Source organism: Spirosoma sp. 209 (genome assembly GCF_002006735.1).
Classification (GTDB): domain Bacteria; phylum Bacteroidota; class Bacteroidia; order Cytophagales; family Spirosomataceae; genus Spirosoma; species Spirosoma sordidisoli.
On record NZ_MVEC01000011.1, the window covers coordinates 151,939 to 178,123 of the forward strand.

The window sequence follows — 26,185 nt, forward strand, 5'->3', positions numbered from 1 at the left end:
TTTAGATAAGCCCGGCTGCTTTGGTAGCCGGGCTTTTTTATGGGCCAGGTTGTAATCTGGGCTGAACGCATGTATGTTTGATAAACCATTTCATTCCCAAACCGCCCTGACTGTACTATGTCCAATTATCGGTTCAAAGCCCTTGAAATTGCTCAGAGCCGCCAGGCCGTGGCTGTTGCCGCCCCGACCGAGCGCGTAGGTGATTTTTTTGGTTCCAATACATTTAACAATGAGGTGATGCGGGCGCTGCTGTCGCCCGAAGCTTATCTGAAAGTTACCGAAGCCATCCAGACCAACGGCGCTATCGACCGGGCCATTGCCGACGAAGTGGCCGGTGCTATGAAATCGTGGGCAACGTCGAAAGGGGCTACGCACTACACCCACTGGTTTCAGCCCCTGACGGGCGAAACGGCCGAAAAGCACGATGCTTTTTTCGATATAACCGCCGATGGCAAGGCGATGGAGAAGTTTAAAGGCAGCGCGCTGGTGCAGCAGGAACCCGACGCGTCGTCGTTTCCGAGTGGTGGCCTGCGCAATACGTTCGAAGCGCGGGGCTATACCGGCTGGGACCCCAGCTCCCCGGCTTTTCTGATGGATAACGGCGCGGGTGGTAAAACGCTTTGTATTCCGTCAGTCTTCATCGCTTACACGGGTGAGGCCCTCGATTACAAAACCCCGCTGCTCAAAGCCTTGAATGCGCTCGATAAAGCGGCTACCGCCGTTTGCCAGTACTTTGACCGGAGCATTACCAAGGTGACACCAACGCTGGGGCCGGAACAGGAATACTTCGTTGTAGACCGCGCCCTTTTCTACGCCCGCCCGGATCTGGTGCTGGCCGGTCGTACCGTTTTTGGTCATCAGCCCGCCCGGGGGCAGCAGCTCGACGACCATTATTTCGGCTCGATACCGCCCCGGATCAACGCGTTCATGGTCGACTTCGAGTTTGAGTCCATGAAGCTGGGCATGCCCGTCCGGACGCGGCATAATGAAGTGGCACCGGGGCAGTTTGAGGTGGCCCCGACGTTTGAGGAAGTCAACCTGGCTGTCGACCATAACGCGCTGCTGATGGATCTGATGGAGAAAATTGCTGAGAAGCACAACCTGAAGGTCCTGTTCCATGAAAAGCCGTTTGCCGGCATCAACGGCTCGGGTAAGCACAACAACTGGTCGATGGGAACCAATACCGGCGTGAACCTGCTGTCACCCACTACCAAGCCGAAAGAAAACCTCCGCTTTCTGACGTTCCTGGTCAATGTGGTGAAAGCGGTTCATGACAATGCCGACCTGCTGCGGGCCAGCATTGCATCGGCGGGTAACGAGTATCGCCTGGGCGCTAACGAGGCTCCCCCGGCTATCGTCTCTATTTTTCTGGGCGAAACGCTGACCCGGGCGTTGGAAGATCTTGAGACAAAAAACGAAATCTCGCTCAACAAAGGCGACAACGTCTACTACAAACTGGGCCTGAACCGGATTCCGAGCCTGATGCGCGACAATACCGACCGTAACCGTACCTCGCCCTTTGCCTTTACCGGCAACAAATTCGAGTTTCGGGCGGTGGGCAGCTCGGCCAACTCAGCCTCGACCATGACGGTGCTGAACGCTATAGTAGCCGATCAGCTCAACCAGTTCAGAACCGAACTCGACGGTCGACTGGCGCGGGGTGAGAAGAAAGAGCTGGCCATCGTTGATATTCTGAAAGAGTATTACGCCAACGCCAAACGGATTCTGTTCGAAGGCAACGGCTATTCCGACGAGTGGGTAGCGGAGGCTGCCCGGCGGGGCCTGTCGAATATCAAATCATCGCCCGATGCGCTGGCCGTCTACGTTCAGCCCGAGTCACTGGCGCTGTTTGAGCGTACGGGGGTGCTGAGCCATGCGGAAGTCGAATCGAGGTACGAGATCGAACTGGAAAAATACATCAAAACGGTTCAGATCGAGTCGCGGGTAATGGGCGACCTGGCCATGAACCACGTTGTGTCGACGGTCCTGAAATACCAGAACAAGCTGGCCGAAACGGCCCGTCATCTGACGGAGCTGGGCATGACCGCCGAAGCCGAGCCCATCAAGGACATACTGCGCGAACTGTCGGCGCGGGTTATCGTGATCAAGAAGGGCGTAGAGGCAATGATCGAAAGCCGTAAGAAAGCCAACAACATAGCCGATACCGTTGAACGCGCCCGGCTATACGGCACCGAGGTGAAAGACTATTTCGACCTTATCAGGTATGAAGTCGATAAACTCGAACAGGTCGTCGATGACGAAGACTGGCCCCTGGTGAAGTACCGGGAGTTGCTGTTTGTTAAATAAATCAGGAAAGCCAACGCATGGGTACGGCGGCTCGCTGTACCAGCGTTTATACCATACCGTAAAGCCGGGTACTTATGAAAAAGAAACGGACGATTACCATCTACAGTGATCTGGGCGAACCCTATGAGCGAATGCTCGAACAGGGATTACAAGAGACGCCCGAAGAGCGCTATCGGCGTTTTTTTGTCATGCAATCACGGCTCTGGGCAATTAAGGGGCGTCCGTATAACGGTAAGAGGACTATCAGCGTGAGTAAACCAGCATGGATCTAGAAAATGAAGAGTTCAAGCTGTTCGTGGAGCAGGCTGAGCGAAATGAGCTTCGTTATCTGATCATTGGTGGATTTGCCATGTATCTCAACGGCTTATCCCGAAATACTGAAGATGTTGATGTGTGGATTGAGCCAACAGGTATCAACGGACAACGATTTGTAAGCACATTACTGGATATGGGTTATACAAAGGAAGAGCTTGAGCAGGTTGAAGCGCTCGATTTTACGCAGCCCCAGGTATTCGGATTAAACAATTACATTGATATATTGACCGTAGTGCATCGAAAATTTGATTTTGAGGATTGCTTTTTACGTTCGCGAACCGTTAGAAATCAATATGGATATACCGTTCGGTTTCTCCATTTGAATGATTTACGAGAGCAGAAAGTAGTTGCCCAACGTCCGCAGGATCTACGGGATATTATTATGATCGATGACTTTCTGGAAAGGCTCAAACGCCGAACTGACTAGCTGGATTAGCTAGTCAGTTTTCTGGCGAACGGTCCCTGGCTGGGTGCTTTCCAGGCTGTCTACCTCGCTGAAGGCGTGGTGCATCTGGGTCCGGTCAAAAGCCCGTTCGTGGTTGGCCAGCCAGATCGTGGCTACCCCGTTGCCGATGAAGTTAGTGATACTGCGGGCTTCTGACATGAACCGGTCTACGCCCAGCAGCAGGGCCAGCCCTTCTACCGGTATAACCTGAATAGCGGTCAGGGTACTGGCCAGCACAACAAAGCCACTGCCGGTCACGCCGGCCGCCCCTTTCGAGGTCACCATCAGGATGCCGATAATGGTCAGCATCTGGTTCAGGGTCAGTTCAATGCCGAATACCTGCGCCAGAAAAATCGTTGCCATAGACAGGTAAATGGTCGTGCCATCGAGGTTGAACGAATAGCCGGCCGGCACGACCAGCCCCACTACGGACTTGGCACAGCCCATTCGCTCTAGCTTCTCCATCAGCGATGGCAGCGCGGCTTCCGATGAGGAGGTGCCGAGAACGATGAGCAGCTCCTGACGAACATACCGGAGGTAGTCGAGCAGGTTGACGCGGGCGGTGCGGAGTATGAACCAGAGCACCCCGAATATAAAGAGCGCCATGGTCGTATAAACGGTCAGCATCAGCTTGCCGAGGGGCAGGAGCGTAGCCAGTCCATATTTGCCGATCGTATAAGCCATTCCCCCGAACGCGCCGATGGGAGCTAGCTTCATGACCATATGGAGGGCCCTGAAGATGTATTTGGATAAGCGATTCATACCGGCAACGATGGCATCCCGGCCCGAATAACGGCTTAGTACGACCCCCGTCAGTATGGCCAGTACCAGCACCTGAAGGGTAACGTTATCCAGGAAAAACTGCCACCAGCTGAACGCACCGGCGCTTTTTGTGTATTTGCTGATGTCTCCGCCCGCCACAGCCGAGGTCATAACCCCATCCCCCGGCCGGATGATATTGGCGACCAGCACCCCGATCAGGAGCGCTACGGTAGTAACAACCTCGAAATATAGCAGAGCCTTGGCGCCTACTTTTCCCACCTTCTTGAGGTCGCCCATGCTGACAATACCGAGCGTGATGGTCAGGAAAATAATCGGGCTGATGAAGAGCTTGACGGTACTGATAAACAACCCGCTCAGGAACTCGCTCAACGTAGCGCCCAGGGATAGTTCCTGTCCCATAAATCGACCTTTGATGGGGGCGTCGAGTACCGGCAGGAGGGCGATGTCGGGCCGGAAATGGCCAAGCAGAATACCGGCCGTAATAGCCGTCAGTACCCAAAACGTGAGGTTGGTCAGGAGCTTCTTCATACGATTGTAACAGCCAATATAAGAAGAAGCGCGGTAGGAAGGCGCGAAAGCGACAATGAGTGCATGAATGAACAGGCCACTTCTCTCTGTTCATTCATGCACTCATTGCTCGTTAGTTCAGGGTAGCGTCAACGTTGATGGTTGTGTTGAACAGCTTGGAGATAGGGCAGTTTTTCTCGGCATGCTCAACCAACTCGTCGAATTTTTCTTTCTCAAGGCCCGGAACGCTGGCCGTGAGTTTCAGCGTAGAGCTGCTAATGCTACCGTCTTCGAGGGTTACGGTGCACTGGACGTCGAGCGAGTCTGCGGCAAAACCTGCCTGTTGAATATTGAAGGCCAGCTGCATGGCAAAACAGCCCGCATGAGCAGCCGCTACCAGTTCTTCCGGGTTGGTACCCACGCCATCGGCGAAGCGGGTGTTGAACGAGTACTGGGTCTGGTTCAGTACCGTGCTGGCGGTGCTGAGCGTGCCTTTTCCATCTTTGCCGGTGCCGGTCCAGTGGGCAGTGGCATTACGTTTGATCTGCATGTGGTAGCGTGTTTGGGTTACAGGCTAAATAACTCGCTAAGAGCGATGGTGTTTTTCGGCGGGTTTGTTTTTGCCGGAAAATGTCTGACTAATCAGCGTCTTACGATCTTAAAGCCAATGGCACGCCCATAGCCCGAACCCATGGCCAGTTTGATCCAGCACATGGCCAGCTGCTCCAATAAACCAATGGCATCGGTCCCGCCCAGATCATAGCAATCGGTAAAACCAATGTCGATAGCCAGCTGTCGGGCCGTGGCTTTGGCAGCGTCGCTGTTGCCGGCCATGAACATATCGATGCCCTGCTCCCCGTAAACCGGGTTGAGCATGTTTTCATAACCCGTCGTGTTGAAACACTTGACGACATCGGTGGTGGCGGTATGGGCTAGTATGGCCTCGGTCGTGGTGCTGAAGCCGGTGAGACCTGCCCCGCGACCCGTGTTCATGGCATCGATGATGACTTTGCCACTGGTGTCGCCGAGTTCGTTCACCACCTCCAGGGTCTTAGCCGCCGGGGTTGCCAGTACGACGACTTCGCTCTGCTGAACGGCCAACAGGATACTCATGAAGCGGTCGTGTCCAATCTGGTTAGCCAGATTGATCGATTTGTCGGAGAGCGGAAACTGGGCCCCGATCAGCACCGTGTGGCCGACCTGAACGAAGCGCTGGGCGAGGGCACCGCCAACATGACCGGCGCCGATAATTGCAATTCGCATATGGGAAACGATAAAGAGAAAAAATTAACAGGAAGAGCGGCCAGCTACTATCATTCTCCCAGTGCGGCAACGATAGCCCGGGCTGTTTCGGCCCCGCTGAAGTTCTGCTGACCGGTAATCAGGTTACCATCCCGGATGGCAAACCCACGCCATAAACCCGCCTGTACGTAGTTGGCGCCGATTTTCTTTAACTCGTCTTCTATGCGCCACGGCATCAGATGGGTGTCCTGCGGGAGAATGCCATATGCCCAGACCGCCTGATCGGCATAATCTTCTTCCACGTTGGCAAAGCCCGTTACGGTTTTGCCGGTAGCCAGGTAGGCACCATTGCTGAGTTTGGCGTAGCGCAGAACCGCCACCCCGTGGCAGAGTGCGGCTGTTACCTTACCGCTTTCATAAAACGCCACAAACTTCTGATGCAGGTCGGTAGCGGTTTCGAAGGAGAACATGGGCGACTGTCCACCCGCCACGACGAGGGCATCAAAATCGGCTACCTCCAGGTCGCTAATGGGCCGGGTCGAATCGATTAATGCCCGCAGTTTGGGAGTGTGCATAAATCCCTGCGAAATGAGGTCACCTGCCGAGTAGCCACTCGGGTCGTTGGGATCGCTCATGGCGTCAGCCTGGCAGGGGCCGCCATTTGGACTGAATACCTCCACGGTGTAGCCTTTCTCCGTAAATTCGTGGTAGGGGTGGGCCAGCTCGCTCCACCAGAAACCGACGGGCCAGCCGGTAGTGGTCGATACGGCCGGATTGGCAATGACGATGGCAACGCGCTTCGGGCGTTCGGCATAAACACGGTTGGGATCTTTTAAGCTCATGACAGAGGATCTGGTTGTTGCTTCGGTTAAAACGTACCACAAATGTGCTGGCAAACAGGAGGATTGTCCAGTTAGGTACTTTTTTGTGCCATACTCTCTTTTTGGAGAGTGACTAACTAAGCTGACACAACATCTGCCCTACGGACAGCGCGGTAATCTGGTAGCAGGTAGTGTTTCGGAGTTGAATAAGATGGGGGAGTTGGTAAGCTTCGTCAGCCGGGATTGTTTACCGACGTACATTGGGACCGAAATCGCTGGTGCCCTACTCCATGATGGACTCGGCCCCGTTCAGGTTTAAAGTAGATACTGTTGATACTCAAATTAATACCGATATGCCCGACTTTGTTGACGACGGACGTGTGTATTACAATCCGGTCGAGTACGCCATGCACCAGATTGGCGGTACCTGGAAAATGCCGATTTTGTGGCGGCTCAGCAAAAAAGCAGTGTTGCGGTATGGTGATCTGAAAAAATATTTGCCCCATATCTCCCACAAGATGCTGACCACGCAACTGCGGGAGCTGGAGACGCATGGCTTCGTAACGCGGACAGTATACCCGGTGGTGCCGCCCAAGGTGGAGTACCGGCTTACCGAAAAAGGCCAGCGTGCCATTCCGGTTATCGACACCATTCGTCAGTACGGTATGGGCCTTATGCGTGAGGCCGGGATCGACCCCGACTTGGTGTTTCAAAAACCCGAGCATTAACCGAATTCATATGATTCAGATCGACGCTTTTCTGCGCGACCTTACGCGCTTACCCCATCGGGGCGCGGCTACCCACTACGAAACCGAAGCGGCCCGGCTGTTACAGGATCAGTTGACCGAGATGGGAGCCAGCGTCCGCACCGAAGCGTTTCAGACACCCCGTACGTATGTCACGGTCGTATACTGGATTATTGGCGGTATCCTGACCGGGCTGGCGCTGGTACCGGTAACCGGCGTAGCGGTGGGTCTGGTCTGGTATTTTGTATGGATGGCCTATCGGTATTTCAACTGGCGCTACTCGTTCATAACGCGCTTCCCGGGGCAGGGTACGGCGCGTAATGTGATAGGCCACTGGCCCGCCCAGACCGACCCGGCCGATACGAAAAAGGTGATTCTGATGGCCCATTACGATACCGCGCCGGTCTCGCTGCTCTACGGACCCAAACAGCAGGCCGGTTTCCGAACGTCGCTGATCGTCTCGCTGGGGCTGATGGTCATAGCCGCTATGCTGGCCACCGCCGAGGCAATGGGTACTGGGCTGCCCTATGTTACTTACCTACGCTATGCACTTATGGCTTATTTTGTCACACAGGCTGGGGTCGGTACGGCGGGGTACTGGCTGAAAGGATACACCAACGGAGCCAGCGACAACGCAACGGGCGTAGCTGCGGCCCTTGTTACCGCCGAACAGCTTCGACAGCAGAACCTGCCCAATCTGGATATTGAAGTCGTTCTGACCAGCGCCGAAGAAGCCGGTATGATTGGAGCTTATCACTACGTGGAGGCTCATAAACGTACCTGGAATCGGAAACAGACGCTGGCCATCAATTTTGATACGCTGGGGGCCGGGCAGTTAACCGTCGTGGAGCAGACGGGAACGGTAGAGGTTATCCGGTACGACAACCCGGCTACAGAACGGGCCCGCGAGCTGATCAACACCGATGCCTTTCGGGAGCGGGTACAGGTGGGCGAGTGGCATACCGCCGACTTCGACAGCGTCTGGTTCGTCAGAAACCGGATACCGGTCGTGGCACTGTGCGCGCTGGATCCGTCGGGACAAATGCCCCGGATTCATCAACCCGAAGATACCGTCGAGGCCGTCGATCTGAAGCCCGTTTACCAGGCGATCGATTTTGCGGGAGCACTCGTTACGGGCTGGGCCACTGAAACCATACCGTTGTCGGCCTGATGCGTTCTCCTGCTCAGACCAGTGGCTGGTTTATTGACGGCCGGACGGCTTCTGCCACTGTCGATTCATTCATTACTCACTATTAAGTTTTACTTTTGCCGCATGGCTAACTACAAGAACGAAGGGTACGACCCCGAAGAAATCAGTGCGCTGAAAGAGCAGTGCCGACAGGAAGGTAAATCGTTTATTTACGTTGAAGACGACGATCTGGACGTGCTGGAATCCGGCGAATGCGTTCATATTCAGTTTCCTGGCCAATATCAGGCCCAGGAGGTGATTTACGACGCACTGGTGTACACGCTGCGGCTGCACCATAGCAGCCTGGTGTACGAAATGGCCGTAGAGCAGGTGCGGAAGACCTATCCGGAATACGTACCACCCGAAGATCGGAGTGCTGGCTACACGATCTCGCCCGAGATGGAGGAAGAGGCTGAAACGGCGCTTACCGAAATCATCGAGGAAATCGAAGAAACCGAAACGGTGAAAGTTCAGGAGCACGTGGAGATCGATACCGAGACGGATTATGGTATCGCGCTGGACGTTTGTCTGAACGTAGAAGAAATCACCGACGAGGTCATCGAAGAGTTCGTACGGAACTATAAAGCCAACGCCTTGCATCTGGACAACACCCTGTACTCCTTCACGAGCGAGGGCGAAGAATAACCTGACGGACAGGTATCGGTTCGCCGTTTTCAGGCCTGCTGACTAGGGTGAACCGATACCTGTACACCGAAACCTCTATACTCATGGCCTTTTCCGGTACAGCTACTTACGTTGCCACCCGCGAGTTGAGCATGGCGGTCAATGCAGCTGTTCAACTTCAGAAGCCATTGCTCATCAAAGGCGAACCGGGCACGGGCAAAACCCTGCTGGCCTATGAGATTGCGCAGTCGCTGGGTAAGCCGCTGTACACCTGGCACGTCAAGTCGACCACCTCGGCTCAGCAGGGGCTGTATGAGTACGATGCGGTATCGCGGTTGCGCGATTCACAGCTCGGCGACGGATCGAACCGGGTAGGGGACCTCGCCCATTACATCCGGAAAGGAAAGCTCTGGCAGGCTTTCGAGTCGGAAGAGCAGGCGGTACTGCTGATTGACGAAATCGACAAGGCCGATATTGAGTTTCCCAACGATCTGCTGCTGGAACTGGACCGCATGGAGTTTTACTGCTACGAACTGCAGCAGACCATCAAAGCCCGGCACCGGCCTATCGTTATCATCACCTCCAACAATGAGAAAGAGCTACCCGATGCGTTTCTGCGCCGGTGTTTCTTCCACTTTATCCGGTTTCCGGATCGCGAAACGATGGAGCAGATTGTAGGAGTTCATTATCCCGACCTGCCTCAGGAGCTGATGACCAAAGCGATGTCGGTATTCTACAGCATTCGGGATGTGAGAGCGCTGAAAAAGAAACCATCGACGAGTGAGCTGATCGACTGGATACGGCTGCTGCTGGTGGCGGGCGTTACCCACGATGATTTGAACGACCTCGACGCCCTGAACGAACTGCCGCCGTATCTGGGAGCCCTGCTGAAAAACGAACAGGATACCGATCTGATGACCGCCCTTCGCCGAAAAGGGGGGCGGCCTTATTGATCCGGGAATTTATTGGTATGCCGGTAGCGACCGAAAAACCAGTGTGCCCACCAGCCCGTTACGGGAGCCTATTCAAGACAACCGCATGTTTCTGGACTTCTTTCTACTCCTTCGTCGTCACGCATTGCCGGTAACCCTGTCGGAGTACCTGACGCTGTTGTCGGTGATGCGGAGCCAGGTGGGCGGTACTTCGATCGAGGAGTTTTACTACCTGAGCAAAACCACCCTGATTAAACACGAACAGCACCTCGACCTGTTCGACCGGCTTTTTGGCGAGTACGTAACGGCTAAGCCATCGGCCCCGGCTGCCAGCCTCCCTCCGTCACCACCCGACTGGCTGCGCGACGGTCTGGACAGTCAGCTAACCGACGAAGACCGGCAGGCGCTCGAAACCACAGGTGGTATCGATGCGCTTTGGCAGCAGCTGCTCGAGCTGATGAACCAGCCCGATCAACCCAATACGACCTGGGCGCAACCCGGACAGGGCGGAGCGGGTGGCAATGAGGATAGGGGCCTGCCGGGAAACGGTGCTCCCCAATCGCCCGATCAGAAGAATCCATCGGGAGGTAACCGAACCGCGCCCAAGGTATGGGAGCAGCGCGCGTATAAAAATCTCGACGACCAGATCGAGCTCAATACCCGGAACCTGAAAATGGCGCTCCGCCGGCTCCGCATTCTGACCCGCGAGGGCCTGAACGACGAACTGGACATTGATGGCACCATCAGCGGGACGAGCCGCAACGGCGGATATCTGGACATCCGGATGCAGCCCTCGCGCAAAAACCAGGTTAAAGTGCTGATGTTATTCGATGTGGGCGGATCGATGGATGAGCACATCGACCTGTGTTCGCAGCTTTTCTCGGCTGCCCGTTACCAGTTCAAACACCTGGAGTTTCTGTATTTTCACAACTGCGTTTATGAAACGCTCTGGAAAGATAACCAGCGCCGTCGTGAGCGGGTGCCGACCTGGGAGGTGCTTCATAAATACAACCGGCAGTACAACGTGATTTTTGTAGGCGATGCGGCCATGGCACCCTACGAACTAACCACCCCCAGGGGCAGCGTGGAGCACTACAACGAAGAAGCCGGTATCGTCTGGCTCGATCGGTTCAAGGCTCAATATCCGCATCTGGTCTGGCTCAATCCCAACCTGGCCGCTTACTGGAAGTACAGTCATAGTACGGCCCTGATTCGGGAATGGTCGGGCAACCGAATGTTTCCGCTTTCGCTCAACGGGCTCGAACAGGCCATGAAAAGCCTGAAAAATCCTAAGATTACGTTTACTGATTAACTACGTTCATGCAACAACCCGATTCGCTGAATCAGGTGGCCGAGTTCCACCGTACTTTTCATGCCCCCGTTTTAGAAACCCCCCAGATTCCGTCGCCCGCCCGCTGCCAGCTGCGCGTATCGCTGCTGGCCGAAGAACTCGATGAACTCCGGGAAGCAATCGAAGCCAACGACATCGTGGCGGTAGCCGATGCACTCTGCGATTTGCAGTATGTGCTGTCGGGAGCGGTGCTGGAGTTTGGGCTGGGTCATTCGTTCAAAACCCTGTTCGACGAAGTACAACGATCTAACATGAGTAAAGCCTGCCTGACGGTAGAGGAGGCCGAAGCCACCGTGGCTCAGTACACCGCCAAAGGGGTCGCCTGTCATTATGTGGAGTCTGACGGCAAGTTTCTGGTCTACCGCGACGCCGACCACAAGACGTTGAAAAGTGTCAATTATTCACCCGCCGATCTGTTGTCAATCGTTAACGCGCACTAAGTCCGGCAGGCGTCTCCAGCCGGTTTAGGGTAAGACGCCCGATGTTTTATGGAAAACTACACCTTTACTGCCGTTGACCGGTTTCTGCGATACGTCCGGATCGACACCCAGTCGGACCCACAATCGACAACGAATCCCAGTACCGAAAAACAGAAGGACCTGAGCCGGTTGCTGGTTCAGGAGTTGCTGGACATGGGCGTTACCGATGTCGAGCTGGATGAATGGGGCTATGTATACGCGACCATCCCGGCTACTACCGACAAAGCAAACGTGCCGACGATCTGCTTCTGCTCGCACGTCGATACGTCGCCTGATGTGACGGGGGCTGGTGTGAAGCCGATTATCCACGAACGCTGGAACGGCGCCGATATTAGCCTGCCCGACCGGGCAAACCCCGCCGATCCGGCGCAGGTTATCCGGGTTGCCGATCACCCGGATCTCCTGGATCAGATTGGGAACGATATCATTACCGCCAGCGGCACGACCCTGCTGGGGGCCGACAACAAAGCGGGCGTGGCCGAGATCATGGATGCCGCCCACTACCTGCTTACCCACCCCGGGGTCAAACACGGGCGAATCCGGCTGCTGTTCACGCCTGACGAAGAAGTGGGACGGGGCACCGAAAAAGTTGATATTCAGAAGCTGGGCGCTGATTTTGGCTATACCATCGATGGGGAGAGCCTGGGTACGCTGGAAGATGAGACGTTCTCGGCCGATGCGGTCCGGATTCAGATTCAGGGTGTCAGTACGCACCCCGGCTTTGCGAAGGGCAAACTCGAAAATGCCCTGAAGATTGCGGCCGACCTGCTGGCCAGCCTGCCCAAAGAAGCCCTGTCGCCCGAAACGACCGACGAGAAGGACGGGTTTGTTCACCCCACCCGGCTGGAGGGCAACCAGGATCAGGCGGTGCTGGAGTTCATTATCCGCGACTTTACCGAAGCCGGTCTGCACGAGAAGGAAACGTATCTGCAAAACCAGCTCAACGATGTGCTGGCCAGTTATCCCGGCTCCAAAGCAGATTTTGTCGTAAAGCAACAATACCGGAACATGAAAGAAGTGCTGGATCAGCATCCGGCGGTTGTCGATCATGCACTCGAAGCTATCCGCCGGGCGGGCTTATCGGCCAGGCGCCGAAGCATTCGGGGCGGCACGGATGGCTCGCGACTGTCATTCATGGGGCTGCCCTGTCCGAACATTTTCGCCGGTGAACATGCGTTTCATTCGCGGCAGGAGTGGGTATCGGTTCAGGATATGCAGAAGGCGGTAGAGGTGATTGTCAACGTGGCCCGGGTTTGGGAAGAACGGGCCTGATTCGGTCATCGTTAAACGGGCAAGCTATCGACTCAGGAATAACCAACTGCCGGGATAGCTTGGCCCGTTTGTTAGCAGTAGTGCCGCCACCGCATAAACCTGTTGCCGAACTACAGACTACGGGCCATAAACCCGCCTGACGCGTCTCAAATTATAACCTGACGCGTCTCAAATTATTCCTGAGTCGATACGGAGCCTGCCACCAGCCACCTTTGAGCCATCGTTCAGCGCAGTACGTCGGTCAACGTCGACCCCCCAACCGCTGAGCCTCCAAGCTCATGGTACGCTATCTCTATCTCATCGTTCTGGCCATTCTGTCCGTACCGGCCGTTGCCCAGACCTTAACGGGTGTCATTCGGGAGTCGAATGCCCAGCCGGCTTCCTTTGCCGCCCTGAAACTCATGCGCACTGCCGATTCCAGCTTTGCCGGGGGAACGATGGCTGACGAAAAAGGGCTGTACGCGTTTAAAAATGTAGCCGACGGCAGCTACCGTATTCAGGCGTCGCTGGTTGGCATGAACACCGTAACGAGCCGGGTCATACAGGTGCAGGCCGGCCAGTCGGCAGTTGTCGACACGCTTACGTTTCGGCCGCTCAGCCAGACCCTGACGACCGTAACGGTGCGGGCTCAGAAATCCTATATCGAACAGCAGACCGACAAAACGGTACTCAACGTAGCGGCTGACGCTACGGCTCAGGGAAAAACGGCTTATGAGTTACTGCAACAGGCCCCTGGAGTCGTGATCGATCCGAACGACAATGTCAGAATGGCGGGCAAGCAGGGGGCTACCGTCTTCATCGACGGGAAGCCGACGAACCTATCGGCCACGGATCTGGCTAACCTGCTCAAATCAACGCCCGCGTCGACCATCGAAAAAATTGAGTTGATCACCAATCCGTCGGCGCGCTACGATGCGCAGGGTGGGGCCGGCATCATCAATATCAAATTTCGGCGCGACAAAAGCCTGGGGCTGAACGGAAATGCATCGGGTGGCTATGGGCAAAGCGACCACCACCGGGCCAACGCAGCCGTCGATCTGAACTACCGGGCCAAACGGCTGAACCTGTTCGGAAACCTCTCGGGGACCGACAACTTTCAGATCACGAATGTTCGGCTGGATCGGACGGCGGGAGGGCTCCAGTTTCGGCAGCGGGGGTACGACTCGGACGGAACCCGGGCGCTTGTCTATAAAACCGGTGCCGATTACTTTATCGGTAGTCGTCACACGCTGGGGCTGATTATTTCGGGCAATACGGCATCGAACCGGTTCGGTACCTACACGACAACCGATATAGTCAGCAACCAGAGCCGCCCGGATTCCAGCGTGGCCAACCAGGTCAACAACCCGAGCCGGTTTAGCCGGGTCAATGGCGCCTTCAATTACCGCTATACCGATACGCTGGGCCTGGTTGTCAATCTGGACGCCGACCTGACCCGCTTCAGTAACGTATCGCCCAGTACCATCATCAGCGATTACGTCAACGCCAATCGGGAGCCGCTGTTTCGCCGGCAGAACCGCTTCGATGCCAGTACCGGCATTACGATTATTACGTTGAAAGGGGATCTGGAAAAAGAATGGAAAACCCAGCGCCTGAAACTGGAAACCGGCTTCAAGCATACCGACGTAGCTACGGATAACGAACTGCTGGTCTTCTCAGGACCGGAGAATACGCCCGATATCAACCGCACGAATCGCTTTACCTATCGAGAGATCGTCAGCGCGGTGTACACATCGCTGAACCGGTCGTTCGGCAAGAAATGGACGGTACAGACGGGGCTGCGCGCTGAACACGCCACGGTGCGGGGGCGCTCTACGGATTTGCGCTCGTCGGGCAGTCTGGAGCGGCCCGATACCACCTACCTGAATCTGTTTCCAACGGCTTTTGTGCAGTACCAGGCGACGGAGAAGAGCCTCTTTGCGGCCAATTACGGCCGGCGGATCGGTCGGCCCAACTACCAGGACCTGAACCCGTTCATCTACCAGCTGGACCCGTATACCAGCCAGCGCGGTAATCCCTATCTCCGTCCGTCCTATACGCATAATGCCGAGCTGAGTTACACGTACAAGTGGGCGACGACGGTAAAAATCGCCTACAGCAAGACTAACGATTTCGCGACGGATGTGATTCGTCAGGAGGGCATCACGGGTTATCAGACCGTTGCAAACGTGGGCCGGACGGATGCGCTGAACGTCTCGTTCAGTACCCCGCTGCCCATTACCAAGTGGTGGAATGGGTACGTCTACGCCGGGGCTACCTGGAATCGCTTTCGGGGCAATCTGTCGGTCAGTGAACCGTTTGATCAGCGCGCTTTTGCCTTCGATGGCTACATGCAGCACGCGTTCACGCTATCACCGGTCTGGTCGACCCAGGTGTCAGGTTTCTGGAGTGCACCCACCACGCAGACGGTGTACCAGATTGGAGGACTCGGGGCAATTAACCTAAGCGTTCAGAAAAAAGTCTGGGAAGGCCGGGGTAAGCTGACCCTCAGCCTAGACGATGTACTGAACACCATGCGCTGGAAACAATCGGCCAACTTTAGCCTGGACCCGGCGAGTCCCCAGCAGTTTGTGATCGACAGGAAGTGGGAAAGTCGGCGGGTAAGTCTCCGGTTTGCCTACCGTTTCGGGAGTAACGACATCAAATCGGCCCGTGAGCGCGAAACCGGCACCGACGCCAACCGCATCAAAACGAAGGGCAACCTGTAGAGACGCGACCCGTCGCGTCTCGCGGCCCGGCCCTTGCGTCTCACCCCTCGCCACCCATTGCATTGCCCGCGTCTCACACACCATCCCCAATTCTATCCCCCGCCAATCTCATTCTATCAGACTTTAAAAAAATAAACCCCATGAAGACAATTGCCCTACTCCTTATGCTAAGCCTGTCGGGTGGTGTAACCCGATCGCAAACGGCATCTGTCGTGACCTTATCATTCAAAAACAACGGTCTGCTACCCCGGGAGTTCCGGTTTCTGGAGCGGCATACGGCCAATAAGTACCCTAATGTCTTTACCGCTTATCTGTTGCCGGGTCAGTTGCATACCGTCAGGCTGAGGGTCGGTACCACGTTATCGCTGGTAACCCAGGCCGAGATCAACGCCACCATGCAGGGGCAAGTCGTTCCGGGCAAACCGCTGCTGGTGGTACAGCCCGACGATGCGGGCAAGACAGTAAAGCTGATTCAAAACCAATAAAAACCCCTATACACCATGAAAACGCTACCATTCCTGCTTATTATCTGTTGCCTGGCTAAATGCCCCGTTTCCGCACAACAGTCGTCGGTGCTGCCTGCGGCAACCGGATCGACCGAACGGGTATCCTTCGTCCTTAAAAATACCCTGGGTTATCATCGGATGTTCAGGGCGGAGGGGCCGGGCATTGCCTATGGCTTTACCATGAACCGGAACGAGTCGACACCCAAAAACTGGCCGGTGGGAACCAGTTTATATTACAGCCAGGATGGCGAGACTAACGGCAGCTACATCCTGACGGTGACGGCCAGCGATGCAGGCAAAACGCTGGGTACCGGTCCGGTGGGTGGGCGAAAAGCAATTGATCGGGGCAAAAGCGGTATTACCTTTCAACTGCGAAACAGCAGCCTGCTGCCCCGAAAGATAACCCTGGTCAGTTATAGCCCCGGCGACCCTGGAAACGGAACTACCGGCTTTGTCATAGGGCCTCGGGGGAGTCGGACGGTAACGTTTCCGGCCGGTACCCGGCTGTACCTGGCCACCAGCCAGCAGGTAGATCGGGTGATGGGTGGCAACCGGATCGACACCGATAAGCCGTTTCTGGTGGTTGACAAAGAGTATGCCGGTAAGACGTTCCAGCTCGAGTAGGCGTGGCAGCTAAGTACGTTCCGCCCAGCCCACAGAGTATTACAAAACAGCTGGAAACACTGTATATTGGTCACGTCGGCTACCGAACGCTAGCCCCAACCTATTCCCGTCAATGACTTTTTACTTTTCTGCCTATTCAACCCCCTTACTGTTTGGATTTGTCCAGGGATGGGTATACGCCATCCTGTTATGGATACGGGGCCGACGCGAAGAACGCCTGTCCGACATCCTGCTCGGATGGGTGCTGGTTGGGTGCAGCCTTAATATCTGGGAATACATGCTGGGCTTTGGCGGCATTGAGGTGCTATGGCGTGAACTGGAGTTTTTTCCGCGCACGCTGGGTTATCTGTTCCCTGTGTTGTGTTATTTCTATCTGAAGAGTCAGGTAAATGCCGAGTTTCGGTTTAGCCGCCGGGATCTCTGGCACGCCGTTCCCTTTTTGGTCTTCGTCGTCTATCATGTCAGCGTCTTTGCCATGGGGCCCGCGTTCGTAAGCGAGTGGGAGAAGACAGTACATTACCCGTATCTGGATACGGCAGAGTTTGTCATCGGTATCGGTATCGACATTCTTTATCTCTACTGGGCGCTGCAACTGTACCGGCAATACCACTCGTGGATCAAGAACCAGTTTTCGGAAATCGATACGATCAGCTTTCGGTGGTTTCGCAACTTTATGATCGCCATGGCCGTCACGTCGCTGTTTAACCTGGTCATGACGCTGATCAGCCTAGCGTTCAATCTGAATTTCTGGCAGGACTGGTGGGATGAGCTGGCTGGTGTGGCGCTGATCTACTACGTGAGCATAGAAGGCTACGCCCAGGTGCAGGTGGCTCGCCGGCTCACGTTTCGGAACGAAACTGTACCCGTACAAGTCCCAGACCCGGTTTTGGTAGCCGCCGATGCAATGCCGATATCGACACCCGCTTCTGAAGCGCCTGACACGCCAGAGGACCGAACGGCACCATTACTGCCCCCGGACTTGTCTGAGCGTCTGGCCAACCTGCTGAACTATATGGCGACCGAGAAGCCCTACCTTGACCCCGACCTGTCGCTGGCTGATCTGGCTCGCCGGCTGCATACCAACCCCGTCTTACTCTCGCAGGTAATTAACACGGGGACGGGAAAAAACTTCAATGACTTTGTCAACGAATACCGCGTCGATGAGTTCAAGCGCCAGGTTCGTGACCCCGCCACTACGCATCTGAGTTTTCTCGGACTGGCTCTAAACTGTGGATTTAATTCCAAAGCCACCTTCAATCGGGCGTTCCGGAAGTTTACGGGTACCTCACCGGGCGAGTTTCTGAACGAGCTGAAAAAGGTGGCCTAGCCGACGCTATGGTCGACCTGCGCCGATATGGCCGTTGACGATGATTCGAAAACAATCTACTAAATTGGTAGGTTGATCTAGGACATCAAACTCAACGCGCATGGAATCTCAAGTTGAACTCGACGGACCAGTCGGAACCAGTGCCGGATCGCCTTACGACCTAACGCACGACGTAGCGGGGCTCAAGACGCTCATGGTCAATGTATATTTTATTGGCGAGCCGGGTCAGGGCAACCCCTGGGTACTTGTCGACGCTGGTTTGCCGGGTTATACGGGTCAAATCAAAAAGAAAGCCGAGCGCTTATTTGGGGTTGGTACGCAGCCCGAAGCGATTGTGCTCACACACGGTCACTTCGATCATACGGGCTCACTGAAAAGCTTGCTGAAGATATGGAACGTACCGGTGTACGCGCACAAGCTTGAATTACCGTACCTGACAGGAAAATCGAGCTACCCACCACCCGATCCGGCTATTGGCGGAGGCTTCATGTCCTACAGTTCATTCATTTTCCCAATTGGTCCCGATGATTTTGGCGACCGGGTCAGCGCTATTCCCGACAATGGCCTGCTTCCGGAGTTGCCCGGCTGGCGGGTCATTCATACACCCGGCCACGCGCCCGGTCATGTTTCGCTCTTCCGCGACAGCGATCGTACGCTCATCGTGGGTGATGCTTTCGTGACTACCAATCAGAACTCGGCTGTTGCGGTGGCGCAGCAGAAAAAGGAAATACATGGTCCACCTGCCTACTTCACCTGCGACTGGGAAGCGGCCCGGCAGTCGGTTCAGAAGCTGGTAGCGCTGAACCCGCGGGCGGTGGGTACGGGGCATGGCGTTGCCGTGAGCGGCCTTGATCTGGAGCTGGGCCTCAGCCGCCTGTCTCATAATTTCGATGAGTTGTCGATCCCGTCAGAAGGCCGATACGTCCGCCAGGCCGCGGTGACTGATGAATCGGGCATTCGTGATATGCCAGCGCCAACGTCTTACACCGTGGCCAAAGCCATCGGCTGGGGTATGCTGGCCGGTATTCTCCTGGTCGCCTTATGGCCGAGCGAGTCATCAGACGATTGATATTGATTGCCCCGGCCTTCAGGCCGGGGTTGTTTGTATTTCTCGTCTCCCGGTCTAAAGACCGGGGCTAGCCATTGATAGAACACACCAGGGTTTTGCATTGAGCTAAGCACATGATTAGCCCCGGTCTTCAGGCCGGGGTTGTTTTATATCCGATTGCCCCAGCCTGAAGGCCGGGGCTAGTCATTGATAGAACACACCAGGGTTTTGCATTGAGCTAAGCACATGACTAGCCCCGGCCTTCAGGCTGGGGTTGTTTTATATCCTATTGCCCCGGCCAGGGTTGTGTGTATTTGTTCTTCAGGCCGGCAAAATCAATTTCAACCGGGGTTTCGATAGGCAGGCCTGGCGGGGGAAGGCTGACGATCCGGGATAGAATGTTTAGTTTTGCGGATTAGCATACGCAGGAATGTCCCAGAAGAAACCTAAATTTTATGTAGTCTGGCAGGGCCGGAAACCCGGCGTATATGACAGCTGGGACGAGGCCAAAGTGCAGACAGACGGGTTCGCCAAACCGTTGTTCAAATCGTTCGACAGCAAAGCTGCCGCCCTCAAGGCATTTGGTGATAAACCCCACAAACATATAGGACAGGGTCCCAAACCCGCTGGAAAACAGGGGAAGCTCGATGGGCTCGTGGGGTTGCCTATTGAGGATAGTCTGGTTGTCGATGCCGCCTGGAACACGGCCACCGGCGATATGGAATATCAGGGCATCTACCTGGCTACGCGCCAGAAGCTGTTTTTGAAAGGACCTTACCCTGACGGCACCAACAATATTGGTGAGTTTTTGGCCATTGTACATGCCCTGGCGCTGTTGCACCAGAAAAACAGCAACATACCGGTCTATTCCGATTCCAGAACGGCGATCAGCTGGGTGAAAAAGAAGAAGGCCAATACCAAGCTGGATGAAACAGCCCGCAACGCCGAGCTCTTCGATCTGATCGACCGGGCCGAGACCTGGCTACAGACCCATCGGTATGCCAATCCGGTATTAAAGTGGGAAACAACCGTCTGGGGAGAAAACCCGGCGGATTTCGGCCGCAAATAATGTTTGCCTTCAAGGAGTTCACTATCCACCAGGAGCGGGCAGCTATGAAAGTCTGCACCGATGCCTGCGTGCTGGGCGCTTACGCGGATGTCGGCACGGGAGACACCCGGGTGCTGGATATCGGCACCGGTACTGGCCTGCTGGCCCTCATGGCCGCCCAGCGGAACCCGGCCGCCAGAGTCGATGCGGTAGAAATCGACGATAAAGCGTTCGGTCAGGCCAGCGATAACGCCGAAGCTAGTCCCTTTGCTGACCGGGTACGCGTATGGCATGACCCCATCCAGCACTTTTCACCACCGTCGGGACCGTATGACCGTATCCTGACCAACCCGCCCTTTTACACCAATCACCTACGGTCGCCCGATGCGGCTGTGAACCGGGCCCTGCATACCGACGACCTGCCCTTCCAGGAACTGGTGACGGCTGTTGTCCGATTGCTGAAACCTGCCGGGCAGTGGTGGGTGCTGCTGCCTCCGTGTGAGATGAGTTTGATCCGTACTGTAGCGCAGGAAGCAGGGCTGGGGGTTTTCCGGCAGCTTCGGCTCCGGCATCGGGCCGACAAACCCGTTTTTCGGCTGATCAGCGGTTTTTCGTTTGGTGCAACGAACCCTGATGAGGAGTTGTTAACGATATATGAGCCGGACAACCGGACCTACACCCCCGCGTTCCGGACGTTGCTCCGCGATTTTTATCTGATATTTTGAAAACTCTGCGACCTTTGCACCGTCGCTGCGCGCCTGGCGTTTAGATACCCCCATGACTGAATTGCTTCAACTGACCGTTCTGATTCCACTCTATAATGAAGAAGAGTCGCTGCCCGAACTGCACGACTGGATTGTGCGGGTCGTCAACGAACACGCTTACTCGTACGAAATCCTGTTTGTCGATGATGGAAGCACCGATGAGTCGTGGCCGGTGATAGAACGGCTCTCGGCGCAGAATCCGGCCGTACGTGGCATTCGATTCAACCGAAACTACGGCAAAACGATGGCACTCCAGACGGGCTTTCAGGCCACGCGGGGCCAGGTTGTCATTACCATGGATGCCGATTTGCAGGACAGTCCTGACGAAATACCGGAACTGTATCGAATGATTGTTGAGGATCGGTATGATCTGGTATCGGGCTGGAAACAGAAGCGGTACGATCCCCTTACCAAAACGTTGCCCACCAAACTCTTCAACGCCGTCTCGCGCTGGATCTCGGGGGTTCAGCTGCACGATTTTAACTGTGGCCTGAAAGCCTACCGGCAGAAGGTAGTCAAAACCATTGCACCGGCCCTCTACGGCGACATGCACCGGAACCTGCCCATCGTGGCCAACTGGAACGGATTTTCGAAGATAGGCGAGAAAGTGGTTCAGCACCGGGCGCGTAAATACGGTACGACCAAATTTGGGCTCGAGCGGTTCGTCAACGGCTTCCTCGATGTGCTGGTCATCGGGTTTGTACACCGGTTCAGCAAACGGCCTATGCACTTCTTCGGCACGCTGGGTACTTTATCGTTCTTCATTGGTAGTGTACTGGCAGTCTGGATCATAGCCGAAAAGCTGATCAATATAGCACAGGGCGTCAAGTTCCGTAATGCTACGGATAACCCGCTTTTTTACTTTGGTCTGGTTGCCATCATTCTCGGGGTACAGCTCTTTCTGGCTGGCTTTCTGGGGGAGATGCTGGTGAGGCAGAGCCTGAATAAAAGCGGTGAACTGCTCGTTGCCGAACGGGTTGGGTTTGAGAGCTAAACAAAACAAGACGTTTGCACCCCCCAGCTGCGCCCTGACTTCTTGTTGTATTCCAGGCCCGTTCGCACAGAAAATCACGACAATTAGGTTTTTAGACGTATTTTTGCCTCTATAGACATCATTCCGCCCGCTGCTGGTCAGGCTTTGCCACCAATAGCGGGCGGAATGTTTGTTTGGGCCAATTGACGAACTCGATTTATTCTTATTTTTTCTCGAAATTGTATGCAAGCTTTTCTAGAGCCGACACAACTTGATCCAATGGCAAAAACCCCTTCCAAAGCACACCCCTGGCATGGCATCTCGCCGGGCGAAAATGCCCCCCACGTCATTACGGCCTTCATTGAGATAGTACCCACCGATACCGTGAAGTATGAGATCGATAAAGAGTCTGGCTATCTGAAAATTGACCGGCCGCAGCAGTATTCCAACATCATTCCGGCGCTGTACGGGTTCGTTCCCAGAACGTTCTGCGGAGAGCGGATCGCCAAACTGGCTTCAGAGCGGTCGGGCCATATCATCAGCGAAGGCGATGGCGACCCGCTGGACATCTGCGTACTGACCGAACGCGAAATTACCCACGGTGACATTCTGTTGCAGGCTATCCCGATCGGGGGCTTCCGGCTGATCGACAAAGGAGAAGCTGACGATAAAATAATTGCTGTTCTGAAAGGCGATGCAATGTACGGTCAGTACAAAGACCTGAGCGAACTGCCCGAAGCCGTGGTGAAACGCCTGCGTCACTACTTTCTAACCTATAAGAACCTGCCAGGTGAGCCTGCTGTCATGGAACTGGCCAATATTTACGGCCGCGATGAAGCGCTGGAGGTCATCCAGACGTCTATGGACGACTATGCTGAGATGCCTTCGTAAGCAGCAGCACACGTAGATTTTACATCCAGAGGAGCCGGGGGAAATGAAATCCCTTTGGTTCCTTTTTTTGTTTAAAGCCCGGCATAACCATTTATCCGATAATTGTCGCACTTGACATTTTTTCGGGTTTAGTCGCCGAATGTGTCATTATTTTTGTTCAATAGGTAAGTATAACTCAATTCGTAAACTGATTCATGCTCCAGTTTTTTAAATACGTGCTCGCCACGATAGTCGGCCTGCTTCTGTTTTCGATCGTCGGATTTATTCTGCTGGTCGGCATCGGAGCTGCACTCTCGTCTTCGGCCGATACAAAAGTCAGTGTAAAGGAGAATACAGTCCTGAAATTAGACCTGGATAAACCTATTGAAGAGCGCAGTGTCGAGAATCCCTTCAGCGGGTTCGGAGCAGGCGGCACCAGCGATGCCATTGGCCTCATTGAGCTGAAAGAAGCGCTGGCCAAGGCTAAGAACGATGACAACATTGAAGGCATCTATCTGCAAAGCGAGAATCCGCAGGCAGGCTGGGCTTCGCTCGAAGAAGTACGCAACGCCTTGATCGATTTCAAAAAATCGAAGAAGTTCGTGTACGCTTATGCCGAGACGATGAGCGAAAAAGGCTACTACCTGGCCTCCGTAGCGGACAAAATTTACCTCAATCCGGCGGGCGAACTGGAATGGAACGGCCTCAATGCCGAACTGTCTTTCTTCAAAGGCACGCTGGACAAACTGGGCCTGAAACCCGAAATTTTCCGCGTGGGCGAATTCAAGAGCGCCATTGAGCCGTTCACCCGCGAGAACATGAGCGAGCCGAACAAGCTGCAGGTTACGTCGTTCCTGAATTCGGTCAATGATCACATGCTGGTTAAGATTGCCGGCAGCCGTGGCGTGCGGGTCGACTCGCTCAAGCGTTATGCCGATCAGTTGACCATCCGCGAGCCGGGCGACGCCCTGCGCACGAAACTGATTACCAACGTCGGGTATCAGGACGAACTCGAAAGCCTGATCAAAAAACAGCTTAAGATCGAGGACAAGAAAAAAATCGATTACGTCAGCCTCAGCAAGTACGAAGATGCCGAAGCCGCCGACTCGGACGAAGGATCCAGCAAAAACCGGATTGCGGTCATTATTGCCTCGGGCGATATCAACTCGGGCAAAAGCAACCAGAATAGTATCGGTTCAGAAACGATCGTCGAAGAGCTGCGTAAAGCCCGGCTCGATGATAAAGTAAAAGCCATTGTGCTGCGGGTCAACTCGGGTGGCGGTAGTGCGCTGGCGTCGGATGTCATGTACCGCGAGGTTGAACTGGCCAAACGCACCAAACCGGTAATCGGGTCAATGTCTGACTATGCCGCTTCGGGAGGCTATTACATGCTGATGGGATGCAACCAGATTGTTGCCCAGCCTAACACTATTACGGGGTCGATTGGGGTGTTTTCGCTGTTATTCAACACCGAATCATTCTTCAAAGACAAGCTTGGCGTGACGTATGACCGGGTTAAGACCAACGAGAACGCTGACTTTCCCGCCATTACCCATGAGATGAGCCCGTTTCAGAAGCAGGCCCTGCAACGCAGCACCGAACGGATTTACAATGACTTCACATCGAAGGCCGCCCGGGGACGTAAATTAACCGTCGACAGTCTGCGGGCTATTGCGGGCGGGCGCGTCTGGACCGGCACCCAGGGTAAAGCGATCGGACTGGTCGATCAGCTCGGTGGTCTCGACGACGCTATCAAGCTGGCGGCCCGCTCGGCCAAGCTTAAGGAAGGCGATTACCGGCTCAAGTACCAGCCGCGTAAGAAAGATTTCTTCGAGCAGCTTATGTTTTCGTTCAGCAATGATGAAGAAGCCCGCATCAGCGCCCAGCTCGGTGAATTAGCTCCTTACGTAAAATACCTTCAGAAGCTGAAAACGATGGAAGGCATACAAATGCGCATGCCGTTCGAGCTGGAGATTCGATAAAAATTAAGTTGGTTTGCAGTAGTTAGACCTAAACGATACACTGGAATCGTTTAGGTCTTTTTATGTAACAGCCCTCTACCCGAAACGACTATGCAGACACTACCGGTACACCTCGACCTGTTTGCGCTGATCATCCTGCTGGGTGTAGCCCAGGGCCTGTTTCTGGGGGTTTTCTTCCTGACGGGTGAGCGGGCCAAACAGGTAGCGAACCGTTGTCTGGGCTGGTTTACCCTGGCCCTGTCGGGCGTGAGTGGCGAAATATTTCTGAACTATACCAATTATACGTTTCAGCTATTGTGGGCGGTCGACTTTGCCGAACCGTTGAATTTTGTGCTGGGGCCACTGTTTTTCTTTTATGTATTTAGCCGGCTTCATCAACGACTGCCCCGGCGCTGGGGCTGGCATCTGCTGCCGTTCGGGATATGGCTGCTGAATTCAGCAACCTGGTTCTACCAGCCTGTCGAGTTCAAATACAATTCGTACGTGAACTCGCTGCATCCGGAGCTGCCGTACATACCGGCTCAACCCTACTGGAATGAGGACTTCACGGGACTGCGGGATTGGATTAACGAAATGACGCTGATAAGCTGTCTGGTCTACGCGTTTTTGTCGCTCATGATCATTCGGTCGGTAAGCCAGCAGCGCCCCGCAATCTGGGCAGCGGCCCAGTTGAACTCGCTCCGTTTCCTGAGCTGGCTGGTTGCGCTGGTACCTTTGCTGATCGTGCTCGTCAAGCCCCGGTTCTATCATGATGTGGGCGATTATCTGCTGGCTACCTACATGGCGGCTACGATCTACAGCATCAGCTTTCTGGTCATGCGCGGGTCCAGTTTTTTCGGCGAAGTGCCTGCCGAACCTGATCCGCCTGTTGAACTGAAAAAAAAGTACGAAAAGTCGACCCTGTCAGAAGAAGTCGAGGATGCCGTCCTTACCCGACTGACCCGCCTGCTCGAAACCGACAAGCCGTATCTGAACAGTGGGCTGTCGCTGTCCAGACTGGCCGAGCAACTGGATACCAGTCCCCATCACCTGTCTCAGCTCCTGAACGACCGCCTGGGACTGACGTTCTTCGACTGGCTGGCTACCTATCGAACGGCCGAAGCCCGGCAGCTGCTGAGTAACCCAGCGCTGGCACACCTTAAGATTGATGAGGTTGCTGAGCGGGTGGGCTACAATTCCACCTCCGCCTTTCATACGGCCTTTAAGCGGCTGACGAATCAGACACCGGCCCAGTATCGCGCCAATAGGCTTGGCACGCAGGTAGAATAACGCGCCGGGTTTGTTCGTCCCGATCGGCGCGAACTTCATCATTACCGGGACAT

The 26,185-nt window shown here is 55.0% G+C and carries 24 protein-coding genes; 20 read left to right on the forward strand and 4 right to left on the reverse strand.

What is annotated here, in order from left to right; all coding sequences use genetic code 11:
• Nucleotides 1-117 precede the first annotated feature (117 nt).
• Together B1C80_RS18855 and B1C80_RS18865 are read left to right on the forward strand one after the other, a co-directional pair.
• Nucleotides 118-2,307, forward strand: a complete 2,190-nt coding sequence (locus B1C80_RS18855) for a glutamine synthetase III (protein ID WP_077922760.1) — start codon at nt 118-120, stop codon at nt 2,305-2,307.
• 262 nt (nt 2,308-2,569) lie between these two features.
• Nucleotides 2,570-3,049 carry a DUF6036 family nucleotidyltransferase gene (locus tag B1C80_RS18865; protein WP_077922762.1) on the forward strand — a complete coding sequence of 160 codons (480 nt, stop codon included), beginning with the start codon at nt 2,570-2,572 and terminating at the stop codon, nt 3,047-3,049.
• A gap of 9 nt (nt 3,050-3,058) precedes the next feature.
• Here B1C80_RS18865 and B1C80_RS18870 read toward each other — a convergent pair whose 3' ends face one another.
• The 4 genes from B1C80_RS18870 to B1C80_RS18885 all read right to left on the reverse strand — a co-directional run bounded on the left by B1C80_RS18870 (nt 3,059) and on the right by B1C80_RS18885 (nt 6,441).
• A complete protein-coding gene (locus tag B1C80_RS18870) occupies nt 3,059-4,378 on the reverse strand; it encodes a cation:dicarboxylate symporter family transporter (RefSeq protein ID WP_077922763.1) in 1,320 nt (439 codons plus the stop codon).
• A 112-nt stretch (nt 4,379-4,490) separates the two neighbouring features.
• Complete coding sequence (locus B1C80_RS18875; protein ID WP_077922764.1) at nt 4,491-4,907, reverse strand: OsmC family protein; 417 nt, start codon at nt 4,905-4,907, stop codon at nt 4,491-4,493.
• Between the two features lie 92 nt (nt 4,908-4,999).
• A complete protein-coding gene (locus B1C80_RS18880) occupies nt 5,000-5,620 on the reverse strand; it encodes an NADPH-dependent F420 reductase (protein WP_077922765.1) in 621 nt (206 codons plus the stop codon).
• Nucleotides 5,621-5,670: 50 nt separating this feature from the next.
• Nucleotides 5,671-6,441: a type 1 glutamine amidotransferase domain-containing protein gene (locus tag B1C80_RS18885; RefSeq protein ID WP_077922766.1), complete on the reverse strand. Its 771-nt coding sequence runs from the start codon at nt 6,439-6,441 to the stop codon at nt 5,671-5,673.
• A gap of 332 nt (nt 6,442-6,773) precedes the next feature.
• On the opposite strand from B1C80_RS18885, the gene B1C80_RS18890 reads away from it, so the two are divergent.
• From B1C80_RS18890 to B1C80_RS18975, 18 genes are all read left to right on the forward strand, one after another.
• Nucleotides 6,774-7,148 carry a helix-turn-helix domain-containing protein gene (locus tag B1C80_RS18890; protein ID WP_077922871.1) on the forward strand — a complete coding sequence of 125 codons (375 nt, stop codon included), beginning with the start codon at nt 6,774-6,776 and terminating at the stop codon, nt 7,146-7,148.
• Between the two features lie 10 nt (nt 7,149-7,158).
• Entirely contained in the window at nt 7,159-8,337 is a 1,179-nt protein-coding gene (locus B1C80_RS18895) for a M28 family metallopeptidase (RefSeq protein WP_077922767.1), read from the forward strand.
• Between the two features lie 102 nt (nt 8,338-8,439).
• A complete protein-coding gene (locus B1C80_RS18900; RefSeq protein WP_077922768.1) occupies nt 8,440-9,000 on the forward strand; it encodes a hypothetical protein in 561 nt (186 codons plus the stop codon).
• An 83-nt stretch (nt 9,001-9,083) separates the two neighbouring features.
• Nucleotides 9,084-9,932 carry a MoxR family ATPase gene (locus tag B1C80_RS18905; protein ID WP_077922769.1) on the forward strand — a complete coding sequence of 283 codons (849 nt, stop codon included), beginning with the start codon at nt 9,084-9,086 and terminating at the stop codon, nt 9,930-9,932.
• A gap of 85 nt (nt 9,933-10,017) precedes the next feature.
• The gene (locus tag B1C80_RS18910) at nt 10,018-11,223 is read left to right on the forward strand and encodes a VWA domain-containing protein (RefSeq protein WP_077922770.1); all 1,206 of its coding nucleotides are present in this window, start codon (nt 10,018-10,020) and stop codon (nt 11,221-11,223) included.
• Nucleotides 11,224-11,231: 8 nt separating this feature from the next.
• Entirely contained in the window at nt 11,232-11,702 is a 471-nt protein-coding gene (locus B1C80_RS18915; RefSeq protein ID WP_077922771.1) for a nucleoside triphosphate pyrophosphohydrolase family protein, read from the forward strand.
• A gap of 48 nt (nt 11,703-11,750) precedes the next feature.
• Complete coding sequence (gene pepT, locus B1C80_RS18920; RefSeq protein ID WP_077922772.1) at nt 11,751-13,013, forward strand: peptidase T; 1,263 nt, start codon at nt 11,751-11,753, stop codon at nt 13,011-13,013.
• Nucleotides 13,014-13,291: 278 nt separating this feature from the next.
• Nucleotides 13,292-15,721, forward strand: a complete 2,430-nt coding sequence (locus B1C80_RS18925) for a TonB-dependent receptor domain-containing protein (protein ID WP_077922773.1) — start codon at nt 13,292-13,294, stop codon at nt 15,719-15,721.
• A gap of 140 nt (nt 15,722-15,861) precedes the next feature.
• Nucleotides 15,862-16,206, forward strand: a complete 345-nt coding sequence (locus B1C80_RS18930; RefSeq protein ID WP_139361685.1) for a hypothetical protein — start codon at nt 15,862-15,864, stop codon at nt 16,204-16,206.
• Between the two features lie 15 nt (nt 16,207-16,221).
• The gene (locus B1C80_RS18935) at nt 16,222-16,851 is read left to right on the forward strand and encodes a hypothetical protein (RefSeq protein WP_077922775.1); all 630 of its coding nucleotides are present in this window, start codon (nt 16,222-16,224) and stop codon (nt 16,849-16,851) included.
• A 112-nt stretch (nt 16,852-16,963) separates the two neighbouring features.
• On the forward strand, nt 16,964-18,178 hold the full coding sequence (locus tag B1C80_RS18940) for an AraC family transcriptional regulator (RefSeq protein WP_077922776.1): 1,215 nt from the start codon (nt 16,964-16,966) through the stop codon (nt 18,176-18,178).
• A 100-nt stretch (nt 18,179-18,278) separates the two neighbouring features.
• Entirely contained in the window at nt 18,279-19,247 is a 969-nt protein-coding gene (locus B1C80_RS18945) for an MBL fold metallo-hydrolase (RefSeq protein ID WP_077922777.1), read from the forward strand.
• A gap of 409 nt (nt 19,248-19,656) precedes the next feature.
• Nucleotides 19,657-20,295: a viroplasmin family protein gene (locus B1C80_RS18950; RefSeq protein ID WP_077922778.1), complete on the forward strand. Its 639-nt coding sequence runs from the start codon at nt 19,657-19,659 to the stop codon at nt 20,293-20,295.
• The gene (locus B1C80_RS18955) at nt 20,295-20,999 is read left to right on the forward strand and encodes a tRNA1(Val) (adenine(37)-N6)-methyltransferase (RefSeq protein WP_077922779.1); all 705 of its coding nucleotides are present in this window, start codon (nt 20,295-20,297) and stop codon (nt 20,997-20,999) included. Before B1C80_RS18950 ends, B1C80_RS18955 begins: the two co-directional genes overlap by 1 nt.
• Before the next feature lie 52 nt (nt 21,000-21,051).
• Nucleotides 21,052-22,032: a glycosyltransferase family 2 protein gene (locus B1C80_RS18960; protein ID WP_077922780.1), complete on the forward strand. Its 981-nt coding sequence runs from the start codon at nt 21,052-21,054 to the stop codon at nt 22,030-22,032.
• Nucleotides 22,033-22,290: 258 nt separating this feature from the next.
• The gene (locus tag B1C80_RS18965) at nt 22,291-22,902 is read left to right on the forward strand and encodes an inorganic pyrophosphatase (RefSeq protein ID WP_077922781.1); all 612 of its coding nucleotides are present in this window, start codon (nt 22,291-22,293) and stop codon (nt 22,900-22,902) included.
• Between the two features lie 194 nt (nt 22,903-23,096).
• Nucleotides 23,097-24,863, forward strand: a complete 1,767-nt coding sequence (gene sppA / locus B1C80_RS18970; protein WP_077922782.1) for a signal peptide peptidase SppA — start codon at nt 23,097-23,099, stop codon at nt 24,861-24,863.
• 90 nt (nt 24,864-24,953) lie between these two features.
• The gene (locus B1C80_RS18975) at nt 24,954-26,132 is read left to right on the forward strand and encodes a helix-turn-helix transcriptional regulator (protein ID WP_077922783.1); all 1,179 of its coding nucleotides are present in this window, start codon (nt 24,954-24,956) and stop codon (nt 26,130-26,132) included.
• Nucleotides 26,133-26,185 lie beyond the last annotated feature (53 nt).

Coding starts and splice junctions, on each gene's coding strand:
- B1C80_RS18960 (WP_077922780.1), top strand. CDS start 21,052: ATGACTGAATTGCTTCAACTGACCGTTCTGATTCCACTCTATAATGAA.
- B1C80_RS18855 (WP_077922760.1), top strand. CDS start 118: ATGTCCAATTATCGGTTCAAAGCCCTTGAAATTGCTCAGAGCCGCCAG.
- B1C80_RS18910 (WP_077922770.1), top strand. CDS start 10,018: ATGTTTCTGGACTTCTTTCTACTCCTTCGTCGTCACGCATTGCCGGTA.
- B1C80_RS18865 (WP_077922762.1), top strand. CDS start 2,570: ATGGATCTAGAAAATGAAGAGTTCAAGCTGTTCGTGGAGCAGGCTGAG.
- B1C80_RS18885 (WP_077922766.1), bottom strand. CDS start 6,441: ATGAGCTTAAAAGATCCCAACCGTGTTTATGCCGAACGCCCGAAGCGC.
- pepT (WP_077922772.1), top strand. CDS start 11,751: ATGGAAAACTACACCTTTACTGCCGTTGACCGGTTTCTGCGATACGTC.
- B1C80_RS18880 (WP_077922765.1), bottom strand. CDS start 5,620: ATGCGAATTGCAATTATCGGCGCCGGTCATGTTGGCGGTGCCCTCGCC.
- B1C80_RS18870 (WP_077922763.1), bottom strand. CDS start 4,378: ATGAAGAAGCTCCTGACCAACCTCACGTTTTGGGTACTGACGGCTATT.
- B1C80_RS18905 (WP_077922769.1), top strand. CDS start 9,084: ATGGCCTTTTCCGGTACAGCTACTTACGTTGCCACCCGCGAGTTGAGC.
- B1C80_RS18930 (WP_139361685.1), top strand. CDS start 15,862: ATGAAGACAATTGCCCTACTCCTTATGCTAAGCCTGTCGGGTGGTGTA.
- B1C80_RS18975 (WP_077922783.1), top strand. CDS start 24,954: ATGCAGACACTACCGGTACACCTCGACCTGTTTGCGCTGATCATCCTG.
- B1C80_RS18945 (WP_077922777.1), top strand. CDS start 18,279: ATGGAATCTCAAGTTGAACTCGACGGACCAGTCGGAACCAGTGCCGGA.
- sppA (WP_077922782.1), top strand. CDS start 23,097: ATGCTCCAGTTTTTTAAATACGTGCTCGCCACGATAGTCGGCCTGCTT.
- B1C80_RS18925 (WP_077922773.1), top strand. CDS start 13,292: ATGGTACGCTATCTCTATCTCATCGTTCTGGCCATTCTGTCCGTACCG.
- B1C80_RS18955 (WP_077922779.1), top strand. CDS start 20,295: ATGTTTGCCTTCAAGGAGTTCACTATCCACCAGGAGCGGGCAGCTATG.
- B1C80_RS18935 (WP_077922775.1), top strand. CDS start 16,222: ATGAAAACGCTACCATTCCTGCTTATTATCTGTTGCCTGGCTAAATGC.
- B1C80_RS18940 (WP_077922776.1), top strand. CDS start 16,964: ATGACTTTTTACTTTTCTGCCTATTCAACCCCCTTACTGTTTGGATTT.
- B1C80_RS18875 (WP_077922764.1), bottom strand. CDS start 4,907: ATGCAGATCAAACGTAATGCCACTGCCCACTGGACCGGCACCGGCAAA.
- B1C80_RS18915 (WP_077922771.1), top strand. CDS start 11,232: ATGCAACAACCCGATTCGCTGAATCAGGTGGCCGAGTTCCACCGTACT.
- B1C80_RS18900 (WP_077922768.1), top strand. CDS start 8,440: ATGGCTAACTACAAGAACGAAGGGTACGACCCCGAAGAAATCAGTGCG.
- B1C80_RS18890 (WP_077922871.1), top strand. CDS start 6,774: ATGCCCGACTTTGTTGACGACGGACGTGTGTATTACAATCCGGTCGAG.
- B1C80_RS18895 (WP_077922767.1), top strand. CDS start 7,159: ATGATTCAGATCGACGCTTTTCTGCGCGACCTTACGCGCTTACCCCAT.
- B1C80_RS18950 (WP_077922778.1), top strand. CDS start 19,657: ATGTCCCAGAAGAAACCTAAATTTTATGTAGTCTGGCAGGGCCGGAAA.
- B1C80_RS18965 (WP_077922781.1), top strand. CDS start 22,291: ATGGCAAAAACCCCTTCCAAAGCACACCCCTGGCATGGCATCTCGCCG.